The following is a 26,345-nucleotide window of genomic DNA, read 5'->3' as shown; positions in this document are numbered from 1 at the left end:
ATGCGAAGCTTATTCTTTTATATGCTTCTTTTATGAAATCTACCTTCAAACTAAGAAAAGACGTGGTGCACATATATCACCACGTCTAAGAAGTTTACTTCACCTGCTTCGCTGTAACTGAACGAGCAACCATTAACAGCTCCTTCGGCTCTAAACCTTTAGACACGAGCATATATTCTACTCCGTTATGCGACCACGTTACAGAGTCTTTTGTTAATGCACCAATCGTAAACCCAAGATCAACTGGTTCTCCACTTACACTTACCGCTGATGATGCCTCTGCAACTTTTGCCTTTTCTTGTATTAAAGTAAAGGATTTCTTATTTCCAGTGTATGTGAGTATCGCACGCTTGCCACTGTCTGTCTTCAACTCTTTTTCATCTTGCAGAGTCATACCTTGTGGTGTATCAAGTGGATACAAAATAGCAAACGGTTTATCTTCTTTCGCTGTTGTTTGAACATCTACCTGCGCTCTAGACATATTTTGTTTCGTATCAAATGCACCTTTATCAAATTTCGCATCGAATTTCACTTTAGAGAAATCTACTTTCACAAGAACATTTTGATCATTATCCATTAACTTCACTGAAACTGGAGTCAAGTCGCTCTTATTCAATGTAATCTCTTGTCTCGGCAACATATTTTGATGTTGATAGTTTGTTTTTGTTTTAAAAATATAATACTTATCTGTTTTCTCAAAAGTAAGGTTTTTCTTGTCCTGCAAAATATCTCTTACAAGTGATTCATATAAATAAGCCTGGCTACTATTTTGCGGCCAATCACTTTGAAAACGGAAGCTCTTATTAAGTGCTGGCGTTAATACAAATACACCTTCTTCATTTCTCAAAATAATTTGGCTCTGATCTTTTTTTGCATTTTTTAAATTCACACGATAAAAAGACGGTTCCTTATGCCAAATCTCTACGTTATACTCTTGAGGCTCATTGCCTGTTTTAATAGATAATTTTGCCTCAGCTTGATAACTTTTCATCCCTTTTACTTTTGATTCTAAATCTCTCACGACATCATCTTGCTTCTTTTCCATACAACCCGCCAACACAAAAACGGTCAACAAACCGACAAGAACTAAAAACAGACGCCTTTTCATCAATTCAGCCCCTTTGCCCCTATAAATGAATGGAAGATGTACCTTCCTTATCGCTACCTCAAATATATGAGACAAAGATATAAAATATGCAGACTAGCGTGACGAGCTTTCTAAAACAACTTGAGCAACAGCAAATTCCTTACTATGACTAATTGATAAATGAACAATATGCTCTGTACTTGTAATCAGAATTGGCTTACCTCTTTCATCATTTTTCACTTCAATATCTAAAAAACTCACTTCTTTTCCGATACCAGTACCTACAGCTTTTGAATACGCCTCTTTCGCTGCAAACCTTCCAGCTACAAACTCTGTAAGGCGACTTCCTTTCAGCTCCATAGCAACATTACGTTCATTTTCCGTTAAAATACGTTCCATAAATTTAAGCTTTCCATCTAGCATTTTTTCAATACGATTTAATTCAATAATATCGATACCAATCCCTATAATCATTTCGAAATCCCCTTCTTCTATTTAACTTTCTTCTTTCATATTGATAAGAATAACAGAGAATCTTTCTGATGCAAAAGGGGTGATAGTAACCGTATGCTAATAAGATCCACTCATATTTCTTTACAACCGACTATTCTTACCTTACTGCTTATTCATTTAGTCATGATGATATTAGGCGACTTTTTTCTCTTACCACTGGCAGCCTCTAATGAATATATCGCGAAAGGAGAATGGTGGCGTGTCATAACTTCTCTTCTCGTACACGTAGACTTACAACATTTTCTTTCTAATAGTATTTTTTTGTTTGCTCTTGGTTCTTCTATCGAAAAGCAACTCGGACACTTTTCTTTTTTTATTCTATTTTTTCTCTCTGGAATTTCTGGAAATATTTCTTCTTATATTATTATGCCGCTTGAATATATTCACGCAGGTGCATCAGGTGGTATTTTCGGACTATTAGGTGCACAGTTATTTTTATTGTACAATCGATACCGCTCTTCAAAACCAAAAGAAATTGCCATTTTCTCAATTATGATACTTCTATTACTGCTATTTACTTTCTTTAACCCTTCTGCCAATCCGATCAGTCATTTAACAGGTTTAATAACCGGTGGCATTTTAACCCCTTTTTTAACAAAAAAAAACGATGGTGCAAAGCTTATTTAATATAAAAGCTTGCACCATCGATAATTTCTACATCTACTTGTTCACTTAAATCTCTCATTAATTGAAATAAAGACTCATCCTTCATCTTCGCCTCAATCATACAATCAATTTGCGGAACACTTCCCTTTATCCTTCTTAAAAAAGATAAAAATGCGTCTACATTAATATAATCTGCATGAGCTCTTGGATCTTTTCCCTCTCTAGGGCTAGAGATATGCATTTTAATCGGCAACAAAGACGTTTCCCACGTATGAACAACACGTGCCCAATCTTCATACCAATCTTCTTGCTCATTATTCATCATATGGTGATGCAAGTCAAATACGACGGGAATATCTAATTTTTCTCCTAAATATAATGTTTCCTCTAACGTAAAGGTTGTATCATCATTTTCTAATATAATCATTTCTTGAATACCCCTTGGGACATTCGACCAATTCTCTATAAAGCGCTCTAATGCAAGTTCTTTATCTTTATATCCTCCTCCAACATGCAGTACACATCGTTGCTTATGTTCAATCCCCATGCCTTTTAATAATTTTTTGTGCATCTGCAATGTTTTTACAGATTGTTTAAAAACACTCTCCTCAGGTGAATTTAGTACAACAAAATGATCTGGATGGAAATCAATTCTCATATTCATATGAACTGCATATTCACCTAGTTTTTTTAAATTTTCTTTTAACGGACGAATATAGTTCCACTCTAGCAATTCCTCATGATTCGCTAAAGGAATGAGCTTTGAACTGAGCCGAAAGAAAGATATGTCATGTCCTTTATTATGCTTTAATAAACGTAAACAATTTTCTAAATTGGAATTAGCAATTCTTTCAAGCTTACGAATTGCAGCATCACGATCATCTAATTTCTGAAACTGTGCATACGTCATCGTTTGAGATGGAGATGCATTCTTCAAATGTACACTCATCGCAACGTAACCAAGCCTTACAAGCATATAACAGCCCCTTTTCTATCATAACTATTATGTAGTATGCACAATTATAGAAATAAAAAAAGAGAATGCCCGCAAAGGGCATTCTCTTTTTTATTAAGCTTGTGGACGGCTATGATGTTTTCTTTCGCCGCGTCCATTTGAAGAACCAGGGCGACCTTGGCCTTCACCTCTACGACCACGACTACCACCATCACGATTGCGATCACGGTTACGGTCACGATTACGTCCATCGCCACCGCCGCGTGCATCACGACTACGATTACGGTTACCATCACGGTATCCGCCTCCGTTACCGCCGCGTTTTTTAGAACCGCCGCCTCTTGAAACAACAGGTGGTTCTGATGTTAAAGCGATCGGAGTTGTATCCGGCTCTTTAGTCATCATTTTTAAAGCAGCAGCTACTACTGTTACAGAGTCATTTTCTTCTAACATTTCTTCTGCAATACGCTTGTAGTATGCTAAGTTTTCATTTTCAATTGTGCTTTGAAGCTTTTCAGCGATTAAACGTTGTTGACCTTCTAATGCCTCGTCAAGTGTCGGTGCATCCATACGGTCCATTTTACGTTTTGTTGTACGCTCGATATTTTTTAATTGTCCTGATTCACGTGGTGTTACAAATAGCATTGCAATACCTTTTTTACCTGCACGACCAGTACGACCGATACGGTGAACGTATGATTCTGGATCTTGTGGAATATCGAAGTTATATACGTGCGTTACGCCTGAAATATCAAGACCACGTGCAGCAACGTCTGTTGCAACAAGAACTTCAATAGAACCTTCTTTAAATTTACGTAATACAGACATACGTTTCGCCTGAGTTAAATCACCGTGAATACCTTCTGCAGCATAACCACGTAAGTTTAATGCTTCTGATAATTCATCAACACGACGCTTTGTACGACCGAATACGATTGCAAGCTCTGGAGATTGAATATCTAATAAGCGTGTTAACACGTCAAACTTTTTCTTTTCTTGCACTTCTAAATAGAACTGCTGAATGTTTGGCATTGTTACTTCTTTTGCTTTTACTTTAATGTGTTGAGGCTCAGTCATGAAACGCTCAGCAATACGGCGGATTGGATCCGGCATTGTCGCTGAGAATAGTAATGTTTGATGTGTTTCTGGCACATCTGTTAAAATTGCTTCAATGTCTTCAATGAAGCCCATGTTTAACATTTCATCCGCTTCGTCAAGAACAACTGTCTCTACGTTTTGCAGACGAAGTGTTTTACGGTTAATATGATCTAAAATACGACCCGGCGTACCAACAATAATGTGTGGGTGTTTTTTTAGAGCACGAATTTGGCGGTTAATATCTTGACCACCATAAATTGGTAAAATACGAACGCGTTTATGCTTACCAATTTTGTATAATTCTTCTCCAACTTGAATTGCTAATTCACGCGTTGGCGCGATAACAATACCTTGAACCGATTCTTTATGTGTATCCACTTTATCTAATAGTGGTAATCCGAATGCTGCTGTTTTCCCTGTACCTGTTTGCGCTTGCCCAATAATATCTTTACCTTGCAATGCATGTGGAATTGTTTCAGCTTGAATTGGTGTAGCCTCTTCAAAGCCCATACTTTCAACAGATTGCAGTAAAGAATCACTTAATCCTAATTCTCGAAATGTTGTCAATGTTACTTCTCCTTTTCTATCCTATACTTATCATTTAAAAAAAGGCGTTTTCCGAATTTGCGGAAAAGCCCTTTTCCTGAATGCTCACGTATATAAACGGGCGTATATTCTTCACGAAAATACTTCTAAACGTTATTACACTTTATCAATTATAAGTTTTGTATGTGTAAAAAGCAAACCCAACTGTTACCTTATTTTCATATTCAGAGTTTTTTTCTTCACTTTTATTTTTTTATATTTACTGTAAGCGCTTATTATAAGTTTCTTCTATTTTCGTAACTATCATCCCTATTTATATACACCAATTATTTCAACATCGTAATTACTTCTTCTAATTTCATACCGCGAGACGCTTTTATTAATACAACATCTTTCACATCGACTACTGCTTGTAAATCTTTTACTAACTCTTCTTTATTATCATACGCCTTTACACGTTCATTAGGGAAATTAATTTGCGCTCCTTCAGCAATTTGAGCCCCTAATCTACCGTATGTGAATACATGTGAGATTTTTGCTGGATCGATTAATTTTCCTACCTCATAATGGAACTGTACTTCTTGATCTCCAAGTTCTAACATATCACCGAGCACAACGATTTTTTTAGCAAAACCATCTAAACCATTCATTAAATGGAATGCTGCTTCCATAGCCGTCGGACTTGCATTATAAGCATCATTGATAATTGTTAAACCACTATTTGTTTTCACAATTTCCATACGCATGCCCGTCATTTGAAGTGTTACTAAACCTTCTTTCATCTCTTCCCACGTTACACCAAAATGTTTCGCAATTGCCATTGAAGCAAGTGTATTATACACATTATGTTTTCCTAACACCGGTAAGTAGAATGAAATATTTTCATCTCTATTCATTTTGAAATGTGTCCCAGTTGCTTGTAATGTTACAGTCGTTGGATAATAATCGTTTGCTCTTGCATCACCAAACGTAACCGTTTCTGCTGCTAAATTCATTCCAGGAACACGATTCGTTAATAAAGGCTCATCTCCGTTATATACGAACACGCCACCTTCTTGTAATCCTGTAACAATTTCTAATTTCGCTTCAGCAATTGCCTCACGAGATCCTAAATCCATTAAATGTGCCTCACCAATATTTGTAATGATAGCTGCATTAGGACGAGCTAACTTAGATAAGAATTCAATTTCGCCTCGGCTTGACATACCCATCTCTAATACTGCTACTTCTGTATTTTCTTCTAAGTTTAAAATGGTAAGAGGTAATCCGATATGGTTATTGAAGTTCCCTTCTGTTTTTTGCACTTTGAATTTAGTCGCAAGAAGACTTGTTACAATATCTTTCGTAGATGTTTTACCGTTACTACCCGTTACACCTACAACTTTAACATCCAATTGATCGCGATAGTTTTTCGCTAACATTTGCAATGCCGATAGCGTGTCTTCTACAAAAATAACCGGAAGATTCTCAGGTGGATTCGCTACATCTTTCATCCATAATGTAGCCACAGCTCCATTTTCAACAGCTTTATCTACAAAAGCATGTCCATCGAAGCGCTCCCCTTGAATCGGAACATACAAGTTTCCTTTTTCAATTTTTCTCGTATCAATAGACACGCCTTGAATAGTAATTCCCTCATATTGCTCTGCTAATTCAGTACCATTTACCATCTGTTCCACTTGCTTTAACATTCGCTTTATCATATAGAAACGCTCCTTACATAGAGGAAGCACTATTCCTATGAATAGTGCTTCCTCCTTTTTTGTTAGATTGTATATTTAATTTTTTGTTTTTCTTCGTGACGTTCAATCGCTAAACGAATTAGCTCTTCGATTAATTCTGGATACGGTAACCCAGTATGTTGCCATAATAGAGGGAACATACTGAACGGTGTAAATCCTGGCATTGTGTTTACTTCGTTAATATACACTTCTCCATCTTTCGTTAAGAAGAAATCAGCTCGCGTTAAACCTGCACCGTCTAATGATTGGAATGCAATAATCGCATCACGCTTAATTACATTAGATTCTTCTTCTGTCATTTCAGCTGGAATAATTAGCGCCGTATCACCATCGATATATTTCGACTTATAATCATAGAAGTCCTTTTTCGGAACGATTTCACCTACAACTGAACATTTCGGCTCATCATTACCTAGTACCCCAACTTCTACTTCACGACCTACAATATTTTCTTCTACAATAATTTTGCGATCAAATTGGAATGCCTCTACAAATGCATCCTCAAGTTCTTCACGATTTTTACACTTATTAATACCAACACTTGAACCAAGGTTCGCTGGTTTTACGAAGCAAGGATATCCTAACTTATCTTCTACTTTAGAATAAGCTTCCTCACAATTTTTTTCCCATGCACTACGAATGAAGGATGCATATTTTGCTTGTTTTAAACCAGCCTCTGCAAAGATGTTTTTCATAACAACTTTATCCATACCAGCAGATGATGCTAGAACACCATTTCCTACATAAGGGATATTCATTAATTCTAATAGTCCTTGAACCGTTCCATCTTCACCGTTTGGTCCATGTAGTAATGGGAAAATAACGTCAATAGCGTTCTCCTCAGAAGCTGCAGATGGGATAATTTCTGTACTTAATGATAACGGAGAAATCGCATTTTCTGCACCGCTCATTTTTAAAGCTTCAACATCTGTTACTTCGCCTTCAATACGCTCACCGCGTACCCATTGACCTTGTTCTGTAATATAAATTGGATGAATCTCGAATTTATCTTGATTTAACGCTTTAATAGCAGCAAGAGCCGTCTGTAGCGAAACTTGATGCTCAGCTGATTTTCCACCATATAATAAACCTAATTTAATTTTCGTCAATGAAATCACCCTAACCAATTGTTTTCATTTTTCTATTTTAGCACTTTTTATGAAAATAGGTAGTTCCTATTTGAAATAAAATGTAACTTCCATAAATAATTAAATAACATCACTTATTGGTTTTTCATTTCATTTTCTATATAGCTACACAAAATAAAATGGCAATCTAATCTAGTTATGTACCTAAAATATGTAGAAATCCCCTTTTTTGTGTATGTCACCTATTCACTAAGAAGATTGTTTGGTTAGTGTGTCTTTTTGCCTTTGCTCCACAAGGCGATCTAAAGAAACATATACAATACCTGCAACTACACATCCTACAGCTAAAATTGTAAATAGAAAGTGACCAAGTAATCGATCTAATAAAAAACCGCCCAAAAGTGGACCAAATGCGCTTCCTGTAATCCACTGCAAACTTGCAGCTCCCATATAAGTCCCTCTCAAATGCTCAGGGGCCAAATTTGCTACAAATGTCATCTGTACAGGCGACATAATCATCTCACCTAACGTATATATAGCATAAACGAACAGTAATATTATTAAAATAATTGTAGCATTTGTATTAAATTCTCCAAACCACTTCGGTAACCACCCTATAAAAAATAATCCAATCCCGAATAAACATGCACCATATAACATCGTCTTCCCGACCGGTTTATCCGTAGCCCATTTTGAAATTTGAAACTGGAATAAAACAACTAATAGTCCGTTTAACGCCATTAAATATGGATATGGATTATTCGTTCCAAAAATATGCTTCATTTCATTATCAAAATGTAGTGGCAACATGCCTTCCGTTTGAGAAAACCCCATCGAAATGATAATGCCTGCTAATAAGTAAATCATTAATACCTTATCTCGCATTACAATTTTCCAAACTGCCCCAGCTTCCTTTTCTTTATGTTCTTCCTTATCTGTCCTTTTTGGCATCGTCTCTTGAATAAGAAGTAATACAAGTAACGCATAAAATAGCATTGTAGAAGAGGCAATAATAAACACAAGGTTCTTTGACAACACAACTACTGATGCTCCCATTATCGGACCAATCGCAGCACCTATATTGTGTCCCATTCGTAATAAACCATATGCCTCTGTTCTTTTTTCTGGTGCCGTTACATCCGCGACCATAGCTGATGCAGCTGGATGAAATAAAGAATTACTCAACCCTAAAAAAATAGATAAAATTGCATATGGAATAAATCCTTCTATAAATAGAAAACCGAGCATTAATAATGCATTACTTGCCATAGAAAATATCATAATAGGCTTTCTTCCATATATGTCAGCAATTCTCCCTCCTATAAGTGATCCAAAACTTGCAGCAATTGGAGAAAGCGCCATAATAACCCCAACTTCCAACAACGAATCCACCTTATCTTTTAAATATAATGCAAAAAAAGGCATTAACATCATCATTGCAATTCCATTTAACGTCTCTCCAATAAATCGAATCCATACGTTACGGTCCATCTCCCTTAACTCACGCCACGTATTTTTCATCATTTCACCCCTTTAGTTAGCCAACAATTATCTTATAATAAGTTCAGAAAAATGTAAATTTTCAAATAAAAAATCCATTCTAACAGAATTAGAATGGATTTTTTCACTTATAAATTTGCAACATCTTCTTCTTTTTTACTATTATTTAAAGCACTATGTTTTCGGCTATATAAGAAGTAAACCGCTATACCAATAACCATCCATATCCCAAAACTAATCCATGCTGTCCCCGATAATTGAAGCATTAAGTATAAACAGAAGATCACTGTTAATGCTGGTAAAAATGGTACAAGCGGAGCCTTAAATGCCCTTGGTAAGTCTGGATGTGTTCTTCTCATTACGATTACCGCAACAGCTACGAGTGCAAATGCTGACAATGTCCCCATATTTACAAGATGTGCTAAAACATTTAAATCTATTAATCCTGAAATCAGTGCCGCAATAATTCCCGTTGTCCATGTATTTAAAAATGGCGTTTTAAATTTCGGATGAACTTTAGCAAGACGTTTCGGCAGTAAACCATCTCGGCTCATCGCATAAGAAACACGAACTTGCCCATACATCATAACTAGCATTACTGTTGTAATTCCTGTAATTGCTCCTACCGAAATTACCCCCGCTAAACCATCTTGTCCAATAAATTGAAGTGCAAAAGCAACTGGATCTGATATATTTAGCTGTCCGTATGGAACAATTCCTGTCAAAATAAGCGAAACAACGATATAAAGAACTGTACAAATTAATAACGATGCAATAATACCAATTGGTAAATCACGTTGCGGACGTTTCACTTCTTCTGCCGCTGTTGAAACTGCATCAAATCCTATAAATGCGAAGAATACTGTAGCCGCTCCAGCCATTACACCATCTAAACCAAATGGCATAAAAGGCGTCCAGTTTTCAGGTTTCACATAATTAAAACCAGCAAAGATAAAAATAAGAACAACTGCTATTTTAATAAATACCATAATGTTATTTACTCGTGCACTTTCACGAACACCCCTAGATAAAAGAACTGTCATCACTAAAATAATTAGAACTGCAGGTAGATCAATTATTCCACCCTTACCTGTACCAGGAGCCGAGGAGAAAATAGTCGGAATATGAATTCCAAACCCCTTTAATAAAGATTGAAAATATGCAGACCAACCGTTCGCTACAGCAGATGTAGCAAGTAAATATTCCAGCATTAAGTCCCAGCCAATTAAAAATGCGAATACTTCCCCCATCGTCGCGTATGTATACGTATACACACTGCCCGAGACAGGAACTGAAGAAGCAAATTCAGCATAACAAAATGCAGCAAAGGCACAAGCTAGAGCGGCAATCGCAAATGATAATATAATAGCTGGCCCAGAATGTTTCGCTGCCACAACACCCGTTAGAACAAAAATACCAGTTCCAACAATTGCTCCGATTCCAAGCATAGTTAAATCTAGCGCGCCCAATGTTCTTGCTAACGTTTTTTGCTTACTTTCTTGCATTAACTTTGCAATTGGCTTCTTTTGAAAAATTTGCTTCATCTTTCACTCCTCCAAGTTTTAAATTTTCTGAAAATTTTTAATTCGCTTTTTAATTTTACTCATTACGCTTTTCCTAGTCAATACTTTTGTCGAAACAAGTAGAAATTCTTCTGAATATGCACGCCCCTTATTATTCTTTCTATATATCTTTCCATTATTTTTTTGGTATTATTATACATGTCGATTCCGTGAAAAAGGCATGCCCCCTTATTGAGAGCATGCCTTTTTTACTTATTTCACAGTATATGAACCTTGTTCAATCCAGCTATACATATACTTTTCATCTTCTGTTTCATGTGCTTGTTTTACAATACGAAGCGGACGGAATGTGTCTATCATAACAGCTAATTCAAGCGTCTCTTTCTTCCCTATACTTGCCTCTGTTTTCCCCGGATGCGGCCCATGGGGAATCCCGCTCGGATGAAGTGTAATAGAACCTTCTTCCACACCTTTGCGACTCATAAAGTTTCCTTCTACATAGTAAAGAACTTCATCACTATTAACATTACTATGATAATATGGTGCCGGAATTGACTCTGGATGATAATCGTATAAACGTGGTACGAAAGAACAAATAACAAAATTATGTCCTTCAAATGTTTGATGTACTGGCGGTGGCTGATGAATGCGCCCTGTAATTGGTTCAAAATCCTCTACATTAAATACCCACGGATATAAATAGCCATCCCATCCCACAACATCTAACGGGTGGTGTCCTAAAACATGTTTATGCATATAGCCTCTTGATTTTGTCATTACGACAAACTCGCCTTTTTCATCATATGTCTCTAATTTTTCTGGACCACGAAGATCTCTTTCACAAAACGGACTATGCTCTAACAATTGTCCGTATTCATTTCGATAACGACGCGGCGTTGTAATTTGGCTATTCGCCTCTACAACAAGAAACTTAGTCTCTCCTTCATCTGGAATAACACGATAAATCGTTCCAATTGGAATCGTTACATAGTCGCCTTTTCTATAGTGAATCGTTCCAAACATCGTTTCAATTTTTCCTGTTCCATAATGAACAAATAACATTTCGTCGCCATCACCATTACGATAGAAATAATCCATTTTTTCTGTTGGACTCACTACTCCAATTAATAAATCTTCATTTCCAAGTATGAAATTCCGTCCACTTATTGCATCACCACTTTTTTTACTTTCTTTCGTTCGAAAGTGGCGATGAGAAAGAGCAACATCCTCTTCATACTGCAACTGACAAGAATGCGATAATGCAGAATGACCTACTTCTGTCGGCATATAATGATGATACAAAATAGACTGCGTACCAGAAAAACCTTTTGTTCCCATTACCTGTTCACGATAAAGCGATCCATCTTTTTTACGAAATTGTACATGTCGTTTATGAGGTAGTTCTCCCATGTGACGATAAAACATGCCCATCACCCGCTTCCTTTTCTTTTTTGATCGTATTACGTAGTGTACCTAAACCAGTAATCGACAGTTCTACAACATCTCCATCTTGTAGCCACTCTTCTGTACCCAGTTCTAAAATACATCCTGTTCCTACTGTCCCAGAACCAATCACATCTCCTGGATATAACGTAACGTCCTCTGAAGCACGTTCAATCATTTCAGCAAATGTATAGTAAATATCTTGGAAGTTTCCTTTTGATAATAGTTTTCCATTTACATGAGCAGTCATTTCTAAATTATATCGATCACCATTACGATAAACGTCTAATTCCTCTTTCGTAACAAGATGTGCTCCTAAAGAAGTTGCAAAGTCTTTTCCTTTCGCTGGACCGAGACCTACTTTCATTTCTGTTGCTTGTAAGTCTCTCGCACTCCAGTCGTTCATAATACAATAACCAAAAATATATTCCTCTGCTTGCTCACGAGAAATATTTCGCCCTTCTCTTCCTATTACGCAAGCAATTTCCAACTCATAATCAAGCTTTTTAGACTTTTTCGGACCAATTACAAAATCACTGGAACCAATTACAGCACGATGATTAGTAAAATAAAAAACCGGAATATCATACCATTCAGGCACAACATCTAATCCTCTTCGTCCGCGAGCTGTTTTTACATGTTGTTCAAATGCGTAAAAATCTCGAATACTACTCGGATTAGGAAGAGCAGCTGTCAATTGTACTTCTTCTAAAGCATATATACCCTTATTTGGATTCTTAATATTCCGCACTACTTCTACATACTCATCCGCTTTCTCTAAAAAAGCAATCATAGAAGAAGGGATTTTCCCTTCACTAGCAAGATTCATATCTATTACTTTGTCACCTTCAAGCCATCCAGCCCGTAGTTCTTTTGAAGGAAGACGAAATGTAACAAATTTCATCCTGATTCCTCCTTATAAAAATGAAATTTCCACCAGCAAAGGGACTTTTGCTGGTGGATACAAATCTTATAAGTTTCCGCGACGCTCTTGTTCTCTTTCAATTGATTCGAATAACGCTTTAAAGTTTCCTTCACCAAATCCACGAGAACCTTTACGTTGAATGATTTCAATAAATAAAGTCGGGCGATCTACAATTGGTTTCGTAAAGATTTGTAGTAAGTAACCTTCATCATCACGATCTACTAAGATCTTTAATTCTTTTAACTTATCAATTTCTTCATCGATTTTTCCAACTCGTGCAGTTAACTCATCATAATAAGTATCAGGTGTATCTAAAAACTCCACCCCATTTGCACGAAGCGCTTCAACTGTTTTAACAATATCACTTGTTAATAAAGCAAGATGTTGTACACCAGCTCCATTATAGAATTCTAGATACTCTTGAATTTGTGACTTTCTCTTTCCATCTGCTGGTTCGTTAATAGGAAACTTAATACGACTTCCATTCGTCATAACTTTCGACATTAACGCCGAATACTCTGTACTAATATCGTCATCATCAAAATGAATCATTTGTTTAAAGCCCATAACATTCTCGTAATAACTAACCCACTCTTCCATTTTTTCAACATTACCAACTACATGATCAACAGCAATTAAACCAGACTCTTCAAATGGAATATTAAATTCTACCTTTTGGAATCCTGGCATAAATGCCCCTTTATAATTTTTACGCTCTACAAGCGTATGAATTGTATCACCATACGTACCAATAACTGCTTTTTTCAATGTACCGTCCTCATCTGTTAATTCCTGCGGTGGAGCAATTGCGACGGCACCACGTTTCACTGCTTCTGAGTATGCTTTATCAACATCATCAACAAGTAGTGCCACATCCTTCACGCCATCACCATGAGTCTTTACAAACTCTGCAATACGATTTTCACTACTTAAAGCTCCAGACACAACGAAACGCATATTTTTTTGCACAAGAACATAAGAGACCTTTTCACGGTTTCCAGTTTCTAATCCAGAGTAAGCCACAATTTTGAATCCGAACGCTCTCGCAAGATAATAACTCGATTGCTTTGCATTCCCTACGTAAAATTCCAAATGATCTACATCACGTACTGGAAAAAAGTCCTCCATTTGTGCAGCTAGCGTATCCATAGATTTTTGTTTCATAATATCTTCATCCCCCTGTAAATAGATTAAATGGTCCATACTTAAAACCAACCGAAAACGCTTCCAACATTAATTAATAGAAATTAGTTAGCAAGCTAACAAATTCTGACCTTTAAAATTTTCTATCTTTTCTGTCAAATTCCTCTTTTTTTCTTACATATAAAATTCGACTTTTTTCTCTTTGAAATAAAGCGGGATTTTATTCAGTGGATTTTTGATTATTCGTTGAATCAAGTTTCAACCGCAGCGTTTAATTAGCCATGAATGCTGGATAATGAGGTAACTTTAATACTTGAGGGGATATAAGAAGAATATAAAAAAGACTCCAACATATTAACTACTTACTAATACGTTAGAGTCTTTATTTTTTTTGAATGATTGTATTTATATATCTCATACTAATACATTTGCAAGGAATAGAATAAATGATGTTAATATTACTGCTCCACCTAAGGATCCTAATAAATCTGTTTTTGTTACTTGAAACACTTGTTCACTGTTCATATCCCTCATTCTCCTTCCTTTTTTGTTTGATTTAAAACTTCTATTATACTAATACACTTGATAAAAATACGATTAATGCTGTTAATACTACCGCTCCACTTGCTGATCCTACGAAGTCACCTTTTGTTACTTGTAATACTTGCTCTTTCATATCTTTCATTCTCCCTTCTTTTTCTTTTGTTACAAAACTTCTATTATACTAATACGCTTGATAGAAATACGATTAATGCTGTTAATACTACCGCTCCACTTGCTGATCCTACGAAATCACCTTTTGTTACTTGTAATACTTGCTCTTTCATATCATTTATCCTCCCTTTTTATAAGTTATCTATATGTAATTTCTAAGAAATGTTTATTTCATAGTTTTTATGTTAACGTTACATTAATTTCGATAACGTAACGTTTGTAACATTAATGTAACATAACTATTATTACGTTGCAATATAATTACGTAAAATTTATTACACTTTTTTTACGTTTTTTTATAATAACCCTCAAAAACCTTTATTTAATGCGTTTTTCACTAAGTTCAAGTTTGTAACATTCGTGTAACATTACAGTCATAAAGTGAAATGTATTCATATTCCTCTCTATTTTTGTTACAAATCGTTTATTTAGTGACACTAAACCTATCTAATCTTTACTTACTGAGGGTGTTGCAAAACTAAAATAAATATGCAATGTTATGAATCAGAAAAACTAGCTGAACATGCAATAGATAGCGATTTTGACCATACCAACGTGGCTGTTCCAGCCCTTTATCTTTGAGATGACTAAACTGTTGTTCAATTTTTCCACGCTCTTTCATCAACTGTTTGCCAAAGGTAGTTTGTAGAAAATGAGACACTACACGACGATGTGTACTTTTGATTGGTCCGCTATTACGCGGGTTAATTGGATTGATCGCAAAGATATCACATGCTCCGGCAATTTCATGAATGTGCTGACTATCATAAGCGGCATCTGCAACGGAAAATAACACATTTTGGTTTTGTATATCCCGAAGCAATGCAGGAGCTATTTTACTATCATGTACATTTGCGGTTGTAAATGCATACGACAATATAACACCTTCTGGTGTAGAACAGACATGAGTTTTATATCCCTTATACCAACCATAGCGAGTAGATTTTCCCCATTTCGCTTGAGAATCATATAAACTACTCCGTAAGGCTGTACTATCAATTAAAACGCACGGAATTAACCCTAAATTCTTTTCTTGAAGAATTTGTTTATGAAGCAACGGAATTTCTTCGTTGCGAAACCAAGTGCCTACACGTGAAAAAGTAGATATATGAGGAACAAGCGAAAGGCCACAAGATACACGAAATGAAGGATATTGATGTAAAAAACGAGTTAACTTACGTAATGAATTGATCTGGAATACCGTTTTTATAAAAAAACATTTGAGTAAAGCTTTTCTACAGATGGGTGGGCGGCCTGTCATAGGCGGAACGCCTCCAATGGTTAAACTGTCTACGTAGGCAAATAAAATTTGTAAAATGGATTGATTTTGATCAAAATTGGTTATCATACTAGTAAATCCGTCCTTTCTGGAGATAGTTTTAGGATACTATCATTCTTCCAGGAAAACGGGTTTCTTTATGCATTCATTTTTGGATATTTATGAGTTTTGCAACACCCTCTTACTTTTAATATGAGATAAAATACCGTCTTTCCAAGATAAGTTTATATGTTTCCTCTATATAACTATGTATAATAAAAACAAAGAGGTGGTCATTTTGAAATTAATCGCATTAGATATGGATGGTACACTACTATCATCTAATCTTGAAATCTCCAAAGAAAACCTACAAGCAATCCAAACTGCACAAGAAGCTGGTCATATTGTAATGATCTGTTCTGGTCGTGCGAAAGAGGATGCTTTAAAGCTATTGGAAGAATATAAATTATCTCTTCCAGTCGGAGCGAGCAATGGGGCTATTGTTTATGTGGATGGAAAAGTAATTAACTCGCGTTGTATACAAAACGACAAAGTGTACAAACTTGCAAAATTACTAGAATCTGAAGGTTTCCCATATAAGCTATATACGAATAAAGGAGTTTATTCTCCATATACATGGCAAGATCAAATGATGCAAGCATTCGAAGAAAATAAGCATGCGCTTGATGTTACATTAGAGGAACTTGAACGAATTACAGAAAAGCAAAAGAAATCGAACCTAATTACTGATTTCAAAAAAATAGAAGATGTTGTAAATAACCAAGAACTAGAAATATCTAAATTCTTCATTTTAACGTTTAATGCAGCGCATCGCGCACAACTATTAAGTATATTACAAGAAGATGCTGATATTATGGTTACAGCATCAGCTCCTACTAACTTAGAAATTATGGATAAGAATGGACATAAAGGAAACGGGATACAGCAGATGGCAGCTCATTTTAATATCCCTATTGAAGATACAGTTGCTATTGGTGATAATTTTAATGATGTACCGATGTTAGAAGTAGCAGGCTTATCTGTTGCAATGGGCAACGCTGAAGAAGATGTAAAAAAGCTATGTGATGTTGTAACACTAACAAACAATGAACATGGTGTTGCTCACGCAATCGAGCAATTTGTATTGAAACAAACTTCATCTAGTAAATAAAAAAGGACTCTTTCAATTTGAAAGAGTCCTTTTTTATACGTGATGACAAGCAACAAAATGCTCTGCACCAACATTACGGAATTCTGGTACTATTTTTTTACAAACATCCGTCGCAAATGGGCAACGTGTATGAAAACGACAGCCCGAAGGTGGATTTGCTGGACTTGGAATATCCCCTTCTAGTATAATTCGCTCTCGCTTCACTGTTGGATCTGGTATTGGAACAGCTGATAACAATGCTTTCGTATAAGGATGTAGCGGATTGGTAAATAACTCATCACGCGGTGCTGTCTCCACAATCGTACCTAAATACATAATTCCGATTTTCGTACATAAATGTTCTACTACACTTAAATCATGCGAAATGAATAAATAAGATAATCCCTTTTTCTCTTGTAACTCACTAAATAAATTAATAATTTGTGCTTGGATAGATACATCTAGTGCCGCCACAGGTTCATCAGCTACAATAAATTCCGGATTTAATACCATAGCTCTTGCGATTACGATACGCTGACGTTGTCCACCAGAAAATTCATGGGGATACCGGTCAATATGATAAGGAGCTAACCCACATAACTCCAATACTTCAATTACCTTTTCACGAACATTTTCTTTCGTCGCTAATCCGTGGGCCAACATTGGCTCTCCAAGCGCTTCTCCAATTCTCATTCTCGGATTTAATGAGCTAAATGGATCTTGGAAAACGAGCTGCATATTAGGGCGATGTTTTCTTAATTCATCCTTGGATAAAGAATGAACATCTTTCCCTTTAAACTTCACTTCTCCCTCCGTTTTTTGAACGAGGCGTAAAATTGTTTTTCCTATTGTTGTTTTTCCGCTCCCTGATTCGCCAACGAGACCAAACACTTCACCTTTATTAATAGTAAAACTTACTCCATCAACCGCTTTTACATGCCCAATTGTTCTACTAAATACGCCACCCTTAATTGGAAAATATGTCTTTAGATTTTTCACCTCTAATAATGGTTCACTCATTGTTCCGCACGCTCCTCATATAGCCAGCAAGCTACTTTATGATTTTCATCATTTACATTTAGATTTGGGGCTTCTTTTTCACATATTTCCATACAATGCTCACAACGCCCACTAAAGTAGCAAAACTCACCTAAACCAACTAAATTCGGAACTTGCCCTGGAATAGAATATAGTTTATCTATTCGTTTTCCCATTACTGGTTTTGATTTCAATAATCCTTTCGTATAAGGATGTTTTGGATTTTGGAATATCTCTAGTACTGGGGCTTCTTCAATAACTTTCCCGCCATACATAACGACAACATAATCAGCCATTTCCGCTACGACACCTAAGTCATGTGTAATTAATAAAATCGACGTTTTAAATTCTTCTTTCACTTGTCTTAGTAGATCCAATATTTGAGCCTGAATAGTAACATCAAGAGCTGTTGTTGGTTCATCCGCAATTAATAACTTAGGATTACAACTAAGTGCAACAGCAATCATAATACGTTGTAACATCCCGCCGCTCAGTTCATGCGGATAAGAATGGACGATTTCATCAGCGCGGGCTATGCCAACTTTACGAATTAACTCAATTGCCTTCTTATATGCTTCATTTTTACTAAGTAATTCATGCTCCCTTAACGTTTCTACAATTTGCTCTCCTACAGTGAAGACGGGGTTTAGCGATGTCATCGGTTCTTGGAAAATCATCGCAATATCATTCCCTCGTAAACTACGAAGCTCTTTCTCTTTCATTCCTAAAAGACTTTTTCCTTCATATAAAATATCTCCACCTACTACACTGCCTGATTCAGCAATAAGTCCCATAATAGATAACGCCGTTACACTTTTTCCACAACCAGATTCACCTACAACACAAACAGTTTCACCTTCTCGAACAGAAAAACTAACATGATTCACAGCTTTTACTGTCCCTTCTTCTGTCTGAAAGTGTGTTTGTAAATCTTTCAGCTCTACTACCGCTTTACTCATATCTCCTCACCTACCGTCTCATCTTTGGATCTAATGCATCACGAAGTGCATCACCAAGTAAATTAATTGATACAACTGTTATAAAGATTGCAAAACCAGGCGGAATCCATAACCATGGACGCTTTTGGAAATCGATTAATGAGTTAGCTGCGCTAATCATGTTCCCCCATGATGGTGTAGGTGGAACGACTCCGAGACCTAAGTAACTTAGTGCGGATTCTCCCAAAATAGAACCTGCAACACCTAATGTAGATACGACAATTAAAATGGGTAAAACATTAGGTATTAAGTGATATATAATTTTCCGGTAATCTTTTATTCCTAACACATCCGCAGCTTGCATAAATGCTTGCTCCCTAAGTGATAAAATTTGCCCTCTTACAAGGCGTGCAAGCCCTGGCCAACCTACTAAACTTAAAATAATCATAATGACATACAAACGATAATCAGACGGTACTTTCCACTCTGATAAAATCGCACCCATTATAATAAGTAACGGTAATCCTGGCATCGACATTAAAATATCTGCAAGTCGCATAATAATATTGTCCACAATACCACGATAAAAACCTGCAATCGCTCCTAATAAAGCTCCAAGTATAACCGATAAAACCATTGAAGCTAAACCAATGGTTAATGAAATACGTCCCGCTTGCATAAGCCTTGTTAAAATATCTCTTCCTAATTGATCTGTACCAAGCCAATGAGAAAAACTAGGTGGTTTGTTAATGAGCGCAACTTGTATTTTTCCTGATGCATATGGAGAAAAGAACGGACCGATAAAACAAAATAAAAACATAAAAATTAATGCATAAAACCCTACAAGTGCCATCTTATTTTTCTTTATCTTTTTAAAAGCTTGTCGCCATGGTGATGATTCATTTCTTCTCTTTTTTTCTTTTTTTTCTGTAATTACTGTAACAGTCTCCATTTCTTTCCCCCCTTACTTCAACCGAATTCTTGGATCAACAACTGCATATACGATATCTGCTAAAAAGTTTGAAACGATTGTTAAACAAGAAAGAAACATCGTAAATGCCATCAATACTGTATAGTCACGGAAATTTAATGCTTCTAATTGAATATTACCAATCCCTGGCCAGTTAAAAATTTGTTCAATAATAATTGCCCCAGAAAACAATCCAGGTAATTCAAATGCTAATAACGTAATTGCCGGTAAAATTGCATTTTTTAATGCATGCTTATAAATAACCGTCTTCTCCTTCAAACCTTTCGCTCTTGCTGTTCGTATGTAATCTTGTCTTACAACCTCTAACATACTTGTTCTAAAATAACGAGTTAGCGAGCCGACCCCAAGAAGTGTCAAAATAAATACTGGTAAAATCATATGTTTTGCAACTTCTATCACGTAAGCAAATCCTGTTGAATTACTGCCAACATCAATCATTCCACCTATCGGTAATAACTTAAAGTCAACCGCAAACACCTTAATTAAAAACAAACCGATAAAGAATGAAGGGAATGACATTGCTGCAAAAACACCGATTGTTACAAGTTTATCGAATAAAGAATGTTGCTTCGTCGCCGAGAATACACCGATAATAAGTGCAATTAGCCAAATAAAAAACAATGCAATAATTGCTACACTAAAAGAATTCCAAATAAATTTATTTAATAATGACGTTACAGGCTCTTGATATTGAAGCGAAAAGCCAAAGTCCCCTTGCAATGCATTACCTAACCAATGAAAATAACGCTCAACAATTGGTTTGTTCAACCCATATAGCTCCCTCAGTTCAGCTGCTCTTTCCGGTGTAATTTTCGGGTTTGAATCAATATAATCCCCAGGAAGAAGTGCGAACAGGACGAAGATAATAATTGATGTACCAAGCAGTGTAGGAATCATTTGTAACAACCTACGAACAATATATGTTTTCACCCTTTTTCTCTCCAATCTTATGCTTAAAATAGAAGAACATTTTTTCAAAGCGGCACATTACTAACCGAATGAAAAAATGTCTTCTACTTATACATTCTTATCGTTATTTTTCAAATGATAATACTGGTAAGTTTGCACTAATACTGTTGTACTTTTCAGGATCAATTCCTTTTATATTCCCGTTATAACCAGTAATTGTTCTACGGTAGTTTAATAGAATTACTGGTGGATCATCACTTAATTCTTTATACAATTCTTTATAAATAGGTTTACGCTTTTCGATATCTACAGTTTCAATACCTTTTTGAATTAGCTCATCTACTTTTGCATTCTTATAACCAAGACTAGTTTCATTTGCAGTAGACAAATATTCACCAGCTGTTTCACTCGGATCACTTGTAATCGGTGTCGAAACAGAAGCTAAATCATAATCCCCTTTGTTTACCTTAGAAAGCATCGTATTAAAGTCCATAAATTCAGGATTAAACTCTACACCTATTTCTTTATAATTCTCTTTCGCAATCGGAATTAATAAATCACTATCTTTAGCCGAACTTGGACCGAAATAAGAAAGTTTTAATTTTTGACCATCTTTTTCACGAATTCCATCCGAACCAACTTTCCACCCTGCTTCATCTAATAATTTTTTCGCTTTTTCTTTATCGTATTCGTATTTATTAACTCCTTCTTCCGTATAAGCCCAAGAAGTTGGATGAATTGGTACATTGGCTACTGTACCGTATCCTTTTAACGCTGTATCAACATATTTTTTGCGGTCTAATCCGTAAATAAGTGCTTGGCGAACCTTTTTATCCTTTAAGTAAGGCTTATTATTATTCATATAAATATAACTAAATGACGGTGCTGTTTCAATTTGGATATTTGCGAATTCTAAAGCCTTAGCCTGTTCAAGAACCTCATCACCAGTACCTAAGCCAGTATGGTCAACTTCTCCTGTTTGGAATAACTGAAGCTTCGTATCACCAGAAGTAATTTTATAAATGAAGTTTTGAATTTTTGGTTTACCCGCATAATAATTTTCGTTTGCTACAAAACGGACTTCTTGACCTGGAATATACTTTTCAAATTTATATGGACCCGCAGCTAATGGCTTTCCATATAAATCTTTTAAGTAATCTAAGCTTGTATTTTGCTTATAATCTTTTCCATAATAAGCTTTTGATAGTACTGTACCTCCTAAAACAAATATAGCTTGTGAATTCACTTTTTCAGTTGTAATTTTAATTGTTTGTGGATCAACAACTTGAATACCTTCAATTGAAGTTGCTTTCCCTTCTTTATATTCTTTACCACCTTTAACCGCATATTGAGAGATATCTACTTCACCTTCATATGCCTTATCATGTAAAAGCGTCAATGTGAAAGCTACATCATCCGCCGTTAATGGCGATCCATCACTAAATTTCAAATCTTTACGTAAATGGAATGTATATGTTAACTGATCAGAAGAAACGTCCCACTTCTCAGCTAATTCTGGAATTGGTTTCCCTTGTTTATCGGTTGATACGAGAGATGCAAAAATAACTGAAGTTACGTTTCCATCCCAACCATTTTGTTGGAAGTATGGCAAAAATACGCCGCCTGGCTTACTAATACCAACTACTAACGTATCTTTTCTATTCTTCGCTTTGTCTGGCACTTTCGTTTTATCTGTCGCAGCGATCTTTTCAATTTTCACATTTTTTAAATCCTGCTGTTTAACCGGCTCTGTAGAAGCCGCGTCCTCCTGTCCCCCACAAGCAGACAACACAAGCGAACTACTTATTAATACCGAAAATACACCAGCCCATTTTTTTGTCTTTTTCTTCATTGTCCCCACCCTAACTTTTTATGATTATACCCTCTGAACGAATTACCTTATGTATGCCTCCCACAGCAACATTTATAGCCAATCGGAAAAGTCGGTTTTAATCGTAAAAAAATAGATGTTTTTGAGGGGTAACAATCTTATTCCGACCTTTCCGGTAGACTTTATGGTTATTAGCTTATATCGTTCATTATGTTTTGTCAATTCTTTCTAAATAAATATTTTGAGAATTTTTCCAAAATTATCACTCTACATTTATACTTTAAGAAAACTCAGCTATAATTCGTATTAAAACTTAAAAATCTACTTCTATTCCTTCAGCATGAAACATAGAATACTAATAACCAATTACAAAAAAGGGGGCGAAAATATGGACAACCTATTCCAATACGTCCTGCACTACGTATTATTAACAATTATGATAGTCGGAGCGCTATTACTATTCCCGTTCTTCCCAAAGTTCGTCCTCTTTTTAGCTTTTTTTATCATGCTCGGGATCGCTATTATAATTTCAACGAGAGAAGATGCCACGCAAAAAGAGAGCAGAGTTCAGCGCGTAAAGCTGTAACTTTGCTCTCTTTTTGTTTTCATTCACTAGTCTCTGTTACACATATTTATTCCGCTATTTGCCGGGCAGTAAGACCCCCTCTGATTAAAGTTTCACTTTATCTCTCGGGAAATAATTAGCCTTTGTTTTTGTAATTACTCCTATCGAAAAACCACTAATGACATTTATTTTTCAGCTTATCATTTTCATATGTTTCACAAACTATGCAAATTAAGGAAAATGGATTTATCTAAGTTACTGTTTCACGTGAAACACATCGCTTCATTTAACCTTTAAAGCAAAATATCATTATGAAAAAAGCCACTTCCTCCAGCAAAACTGAAAGGAAGTGGCTTTCTACTCATTACTCCACCATATTCTCTAATTCATTATATAAATCTGCTCGTAACAACTCTTTCTTCGTTTTTTCCTCATATAATTTTTCAAGTCTTTCAACATCAGCTACATATTCCATTTCACTTTCTAATGCATATATATCTTCTTCTATATGCATTAACTCGTTTTCAATCTCCGCAAAACTTCTAGAATCTTTCTTTTTTATAGAGATTGCTTCAACACTTTTTCTTCCATGGTGCTTATGCTTTATTACTTCCTCCTCAAGCTTTTCTTCCCACTTTTGACGAGCCCATGCATAGTTTCCTGCAAACTCAAATAATTTGCATCTATCAATCCAGTACGTCTTTTCAAATAACTTATTTAAAAAATAGCGATCGTGTGAAACAGCTAAAATCGTTCCGTTATATTGCTCAAGGGCTTCCTCTAAAACTTCCCTTGATTCAATATCAAGATGGTTTGTCGGCTCATCTAAAATTAGAAAATTGATGTCTTGATACATAAGTTGCGCAAGTCTTAATCTCATTTTTTCTCCACCACTAAGTTGCGTTACTTTCTTAAATACTGCTGGACCATAAAACAAAAACTTAGCTAATATATGTCTTGCTTCTCCCTCTGTTACAGCCACATTCTCTCTGAATGCTTCCAATACATTACTCTTCATATTTTCATATGCATGTTGTGATAAATAACCAATTTTGACACTACTACCAATTCGAATTTCACCAACGTCTGGATTTATTTCTTCTAATAGTAGTTTTAATAATGTAGTCTTTCCTGTACCATTACGACCAACGATAGCAGCACGCTCTTGAAAACGAACATGTAAATTCGCTTGTTCAAATAAAGATCGGCCAGCAAAACCTTTACTCACTTCTTTCATTACAACAACATCTTTTCCGCTTCTCTCTTGCCCTTCAAACTGAAGACCCATCTGTTTTCTTTCTAAAATCGGCCTCTTTAATTTCTCTATACGCTCTAACGCACGTTCCATATTCCTCGCTCTTTTATGCAATCCTTCATTCGGAGGATTCGCTTGATTTGCCCATTCACGTAGGCGCTTAATTGCTTCTTTCATTTTCTTTATTTTCTTTTGCTGCTCTTGATAAGCTTGAAACTCTTGAAGTAATCTTTCTTCCTTCTCCTCAACGAACTGAGAATAATTCGTATGGTACACGTGAATCTCTCCATCTTCCAGATCAAAAATTTTCGTTACAACTTCATCAAGGAAATAGCGATCGTGTGAAATAACCATAACTGTTCCATTATATTCTTTTAAAAATTTCTCTAACCATTCAACTGCAAACAAATCTAAATGATTTGTTGGTTCATCTAATAGAAGTAAATCTGGTTTCTGCAATAGCATATATGCAAGGCTTACTTTCGTCTGTTCTCCTCCACTTAATTCCGTAAATACTCTTGGAAATAAGTCTGTTACTTGTAAGCCATTTGCTACCTTCATTATATTTGCCTCTATTTCATAACCACCGAGAAATGCAAATTTTTCTTGAATTATTCCGTACCTCTCCATTAGCTTTTGCAAAGAAGATTGTTCCTGCTCCTCCGCCATATTTTTTTCTAGAGCATGCATTTCTTTTTCTAATTCCTTTTCTACTTTAAAAGCGGAACTCAATACATCATATACAGTCATGAACTCATCAAACTTCGGAATTTGTGCGACATGACCAATACGTGTACCTTTCTTCATATGGATGGCTCCTGCATCCAAACTCTCCATTCCCGTCAGAAGCCCAAAGATTGTTGTCTTCCCACTACCGTTACGACCAACTAACCCAACACGTTCACCATTCTTTATTTCAAGCGATATATTTTCAAATATGATGTTTCCACCAAAAGATTTCGTTACATTATTTACACTACAAATAGTCATTTTCCGTACTCCTTTCAATATAAAAAACCATGAGAAAGAAACATTCCCCATGGTTTTCGGCATAGAAAAAGGAAGCCAAATAGCTCCCTTTTCACACGTTTATTAAAAATGGGTGAAGAGATTTCTATCGTTCAATAGTCACTATGCAATTGTTAAAAAAGGGCATACGTATCCCGTTAACAACTACATCATGAAAAATCGCACGACAAAAATAGATAAAATCTAAAAATTTGGCACGCGCAGCTAAAGAACGTTTCATCTCATTCACCCCTTTCGTACGGAATTTAATGCTTACTTCTTTATTATACTTTCCAATTTCATGTTTGAATAGTCATTTTTCTGAAAATAATGAAGATAGACTAAACATTTCAATAAGTGACATCAAATCTTACAAAACTGTTATGTTCACGTAATGGAAAGCGATAGTACGAAAAGATGCCTCCCTATACAATAAAGATGTAAACAAGCGAGACAAACAAAAGGAGGAAACAAACATGATAAAAGAAATCGTAAAAGCAATCTTTGAGGTATTAGTGA

At 35.8% G+C, this 26,345-nt stretch carries 25 protein-coding genes; 3 read left to right on the top strand and 22 right to left on the bottom strand.

Annotated features, from left to right (window positions below; translation table 11 throughout):
- Positions 1-94: 94 nt before the first annotated feature.
- Both V6946_RS01295 and acpS read right to left on the bottom strand, forming a co-directional pair.
- Complete coding sequence (locus V6946_RS01295) at positions 95-1,045, bottom strand: outer membrane lipoprotein carrier protein LolA (protein WP_002004297.1); 951 nt, start codon at positions 1,043-1,045, stop codon at positions 95-97.
- A 156-nt stretch (positions 1,046-1,201) separates the two neighbouring features.
- A complete protein-coding gene (acpS, locus tag V6946_RS01290) occupies positions 1,202-1,561 on the bottom strand; it encodes a holo-ACP synthase (RefSeq protein WP_000583415.1) in 360 nt (119 codons plus the stop codon).
- A gap of 93 nt (positions 1,562-1,654) precedes the next feature.
- On the opposite strand from acpS, the gene V6946_RS01285 reads away from it, so the two are divergent.
- A complete protein-coding gene (locus V6946_RS01285) occupies positions 1,655-2,227 on the top strand; it encodes a rhomboid family intramembrane serine protease (protein ID WP_000908523.1) in 573 nt (190 codons plus the stop codon).
- Here V6946_RS01285 and uvsE read toward each other — a convergent pair.
- The 13 genes from uvsE to V6946_RS01220 form a co-directional block, all read right to left on the bottom strand.
- Positions 2,220-3,182 carry a UV DNA damage repair endonuclease UvsE gene (uvsE, locus tag V6946_RS01280; RefSeq protein WP_000961166.1) on the bottom strand — a complete coding sequence of 321 codons (963 nt, stop codon included), beginning with the start codon at positions 3,180-3,182 and terminating at the stop codon, positions 2,220-2,222. The genes V6946_RS01285 and uvsE overlap by 8 nt on opposite strands.
- A 93-nt stretch (positions 3,183-3,275) precedes the next feature.
- Positions 3,276-4,826 carry a DEAD/DEAH box helicase gene (locus V6946_RS01275; RefSeq protein ID WP_366982020.1) on the bottom strand — a complete coding sequence of 517 codons (1,551 nt, stop codon included), beginning with the start codon at positions 4,824-4,826 and terminating at the stop codon, positions 3,276-3,278.
- Between the two features lie 305 nt (positions 4,827-5,131).
- On the bottom strand, positions 5,132-6,508 hold the full coding sequence (gene murF, locus V6946_RS01270) for a UDP-N-acetylmuramoyl-tripeptide--D-alanyl-D-alanine ligase (protein WP_366982021.1): 1,377 nt from the start codon (positions 6,506-6,508) through the stop codon (positions 5,132-5,134).
- 62 nt (positions 6,509-6,570) lie between these two features.
- Positions 6,571-7,656: a D-alanine--D-alanine ligase gene (locus V6946_RS01265; RefSeq protein ID WP_366982022.1), complete on the bottom strand. Its 1,086-nt coding sequence runs from the start codon at positions 7,654-7,656 to the stop codon at positions 6,571-6,573.
- A 228-nt stretch (positions 7,657-7,884) separates the two neighbouring features.
- On the bottom strand, positions 7,885-9,156 hold the full coding sequence (locus V6946_RS01260; protein WP_000799716.1) for an MFS transporter: 1,272 nt from the start codon (positions 9,154-9,156) through the stop codon (positions 7,885-7,887).
- A gap of 107 nt (positions 9,157-9,263) precedes the next feature.
- Complete coding sequence (locus tag V6946_RS01255; RefSeq protein ID WP_366982023.1) at positions 9,264-10,679, bottom strand: amino acid permease; 1,416 nt, start codon at positions 10,677-10,679, stop codon at positions 9,264-9,266.
- 231 nt (positions 10,680-10,910) lie between these two features.
- Positions 10,911-12,083, bottom strand: a complete 1,173-nt coding sequence (locus V6946_RS01250; protein WP_013141710.1) for a homogentisate 1,2-dioxygenase — start codon at positions 12,081-12,083, stop codon at positions 10,911-10,913.
- Complete coding sequence (locus tag V6946_RS01245) at positions 12,049-13,005, bottom strand: fumarylacetoacetate hydrolase family protein (RefSeq protein ID WP_000674004.1); 957 nt, start codon at positions 13,003-13,005, stop codon at positions 12,049-12,051. Before V6946_RS01245 ends, V6946_RS01250 begins: the two co-directional genes overlap by 35 nt.
- Before the next feature lie 66 nt (positions 13,006-13,071).
- Positions 13,072-14,190: a 4-hydroxyphenylpyruvate dioxygenase gene (gene hppD, locus V6946_RS01240; protein ID WP_000810922.1), complete on the bottom strand. Its 1,119-nt coding sequence runs from the start codon at positions 14,188-14,190 to the stop codon at positions 13,072-13,074.
- 393 nt (positions 14,191-14,583) lie between these two features.
- The gene (locus tag V6946_RS01235) at positions 14,584-14,694 is read right to left on the bottom strand and encodes a DUF3948 family protein (protein ID WP_001083690.1); all 111 of its coding nucleotides are present in this window, start codon (positions 14,692-14,694) and stop codon (positions 14,584-14,586) included.
- Positions 14,695-14,737: 43 nt separating this feature from the next.
- Positions 14,738-14,854, bottom strand: coding sequence for a DUF3948 family protein (locus V6946_RS01230; RefSeq protein WP_000654250.1), 117 nt, complete (start codon positions 14,852-14,854; stop codon positions 14,738-14,740).
- A gap of 34 nt (positions 14,855-14,888) precedes the next feature.
- Entirely contained in the window at positions 14,889-14,996 is a 108-nt protein-coding gene (locus V6946_RS01225) for a DUF3948 family protein (protein WP_000664237.1), read from the bottom strand.
- Positions 14,997-15,361: 365 nt separating this feature from the next.
- Entirely contained in the window at positions 15,362-16,231 is an 870-nt protein-coding gene (locus V6946_RS01220) for an ISNCY family transposase (protein ID WP_023520903.1), read from the bottom strand.
- 208 nt (positions 16,232-16,439) lie between these two features.
- On the opposite strand from V6946_RS01220, the gene V6946_RS01215 reads away from it, so the two are divergent.
- Positions 16,440-17,312, top strand: coding sequence for a Cof-type HAD-IIB family hydrolase (locus tag V6946_RS01215; RefSeq protein ID WP_366982024.1), 873 nt, complete (start codon positions 16,440-16,442; stop codon positions 17,310-17,312).
- Between the two features lie 33 nt (positions 17,313-17,345).
- Here V6946_RS01215 and V6946_RS01210 read toward each other — a convergent pair whose 3' ends face one another.
- The 5 genes from V6946_RS01210 to V6946_RS01190 all read right to left on the bottom strand — a co-directional run bounded on the left by V6946_RS01210 (position 17,346) and on the right by V6946_RS01190 (position 23,019).
- Complete coding sequence (locus tag V6946_RS01210) at positions 17,346-18,311, bottom strand: ABC transporter ATP-binding protein (protein WP_001294518.1); 966 nt, start codon at positions 18,309-18,311, stop codon at positions 17,346-17,348.
- The gene (locus tag V6946_RS01205; protein WP_000030789.1) at positions 18,308-19,288 is read right to left on the bottom strand and encodes an ABC transporter ATP-binding protein; all 981 of its coding nucleotides are present in this window, start codon (positions 19,286-19,288) and stop codon (positions 18,308-18,310) included. Before V6946_RS01205 ends, V6946_RS01210 begins: the two co-directional genes overlap by 4 nt.
- A gap of 10 nt (positions 19,289-19,298) precedes the next feature.
- Entirely contained in the window at positions 19,299-20,219 is a 921-nt protein-coding gene (gene opp4C / locus V6946_RS01200) for an oligopeptide ABC transporter permease (RefSeq protein ID WP_000451077.1), read from the bottom strand.
- Between the two features lie 12 nt (positions 20,220-20,231).
- Positions 20,232-21,188, bottom strand: a complete 957-nt coding sequence (locus V6946_RS01195; protein ID WP_000860748.1) for an ABC transporter permease — start codon at positions 21,186-21,188, stop codon at positions 20,232-20,234.
- Positions 21,189-21,291: 103 nt separating this feature from the next.
- On the bottom strand, positions 21,292-23,019 hold the full coding sequence (locus V6946_RS01190) for an ABC transporter substrate-binding protein (protein ID WP_000730656.1): 1,728 nt from the start codon (positions 23,017-23,019) through the stop codon (positions 21,292-21,294).
- A gap of 367 nt (positions 23,020-23,386) precedes the next feature.
- Here V6946_RS01190 and V6946_RS01185 point away from each other — a divergent pair, with 367 nt between their 5' ends.
- Positions 23,387-23,584: a hypothetical protein gene (locus tag V6946_RS01185; protein ID WP_000369254.1), complete on the top strand. Its 198-nt coding sequence runs from the start codon at positions 23,387-23,389 to the stop codon at positions 23,582-23,584.
- 343 nt (positions 23,585-23,927) lie between these two features.
- On the opposite strand, the gene abc-f is transcribed toward V6946_RS01185, so the two are convergent.
- Positions 23,928-25,808 carry a ribosomal protection-like ABC-F family protein gene (abc-f, locus tag V6946_RS01180; RefSeq protein ID WP_000150889.1) on the bottom strand — a complete coding sequence of 627 codons (1,881 nt, stop codon included), beginning with the start codon at positions 25,806-25,808 and terminating at the stop codon, positions 23,928-23,930.
- 124 nt (positions 25,809-25,932) lie between these two features.
- Positions 25,933-26,067 (bottom strand): RAxF-45 family protein, encoded by a 135-nt coding sequence (locus V6946_RS01175; RefSeq protein ID WP_000830643.1) that lies wholly within the window; start codon positions 26,065-26,067, stop codon positions 25,933-25,935.
- Between the last annotated feature and the right edge of the window lie 278 nt (positions 26,068-26,345).

Source organism: Bacillus sp. PPSBB_2 (assembly GCF_045291115.1).
In the GTDB taxonomy this organism is placed as follows: domain Bacteria; phylum Bacillota; class Bacilli; order Bacillales; family Bacillaceae_G; genus Bacillus_A; species Bacillus_A cereus.
This window is presented reverse-complemented; position numbering and strand designations above follow the sequence as displayed.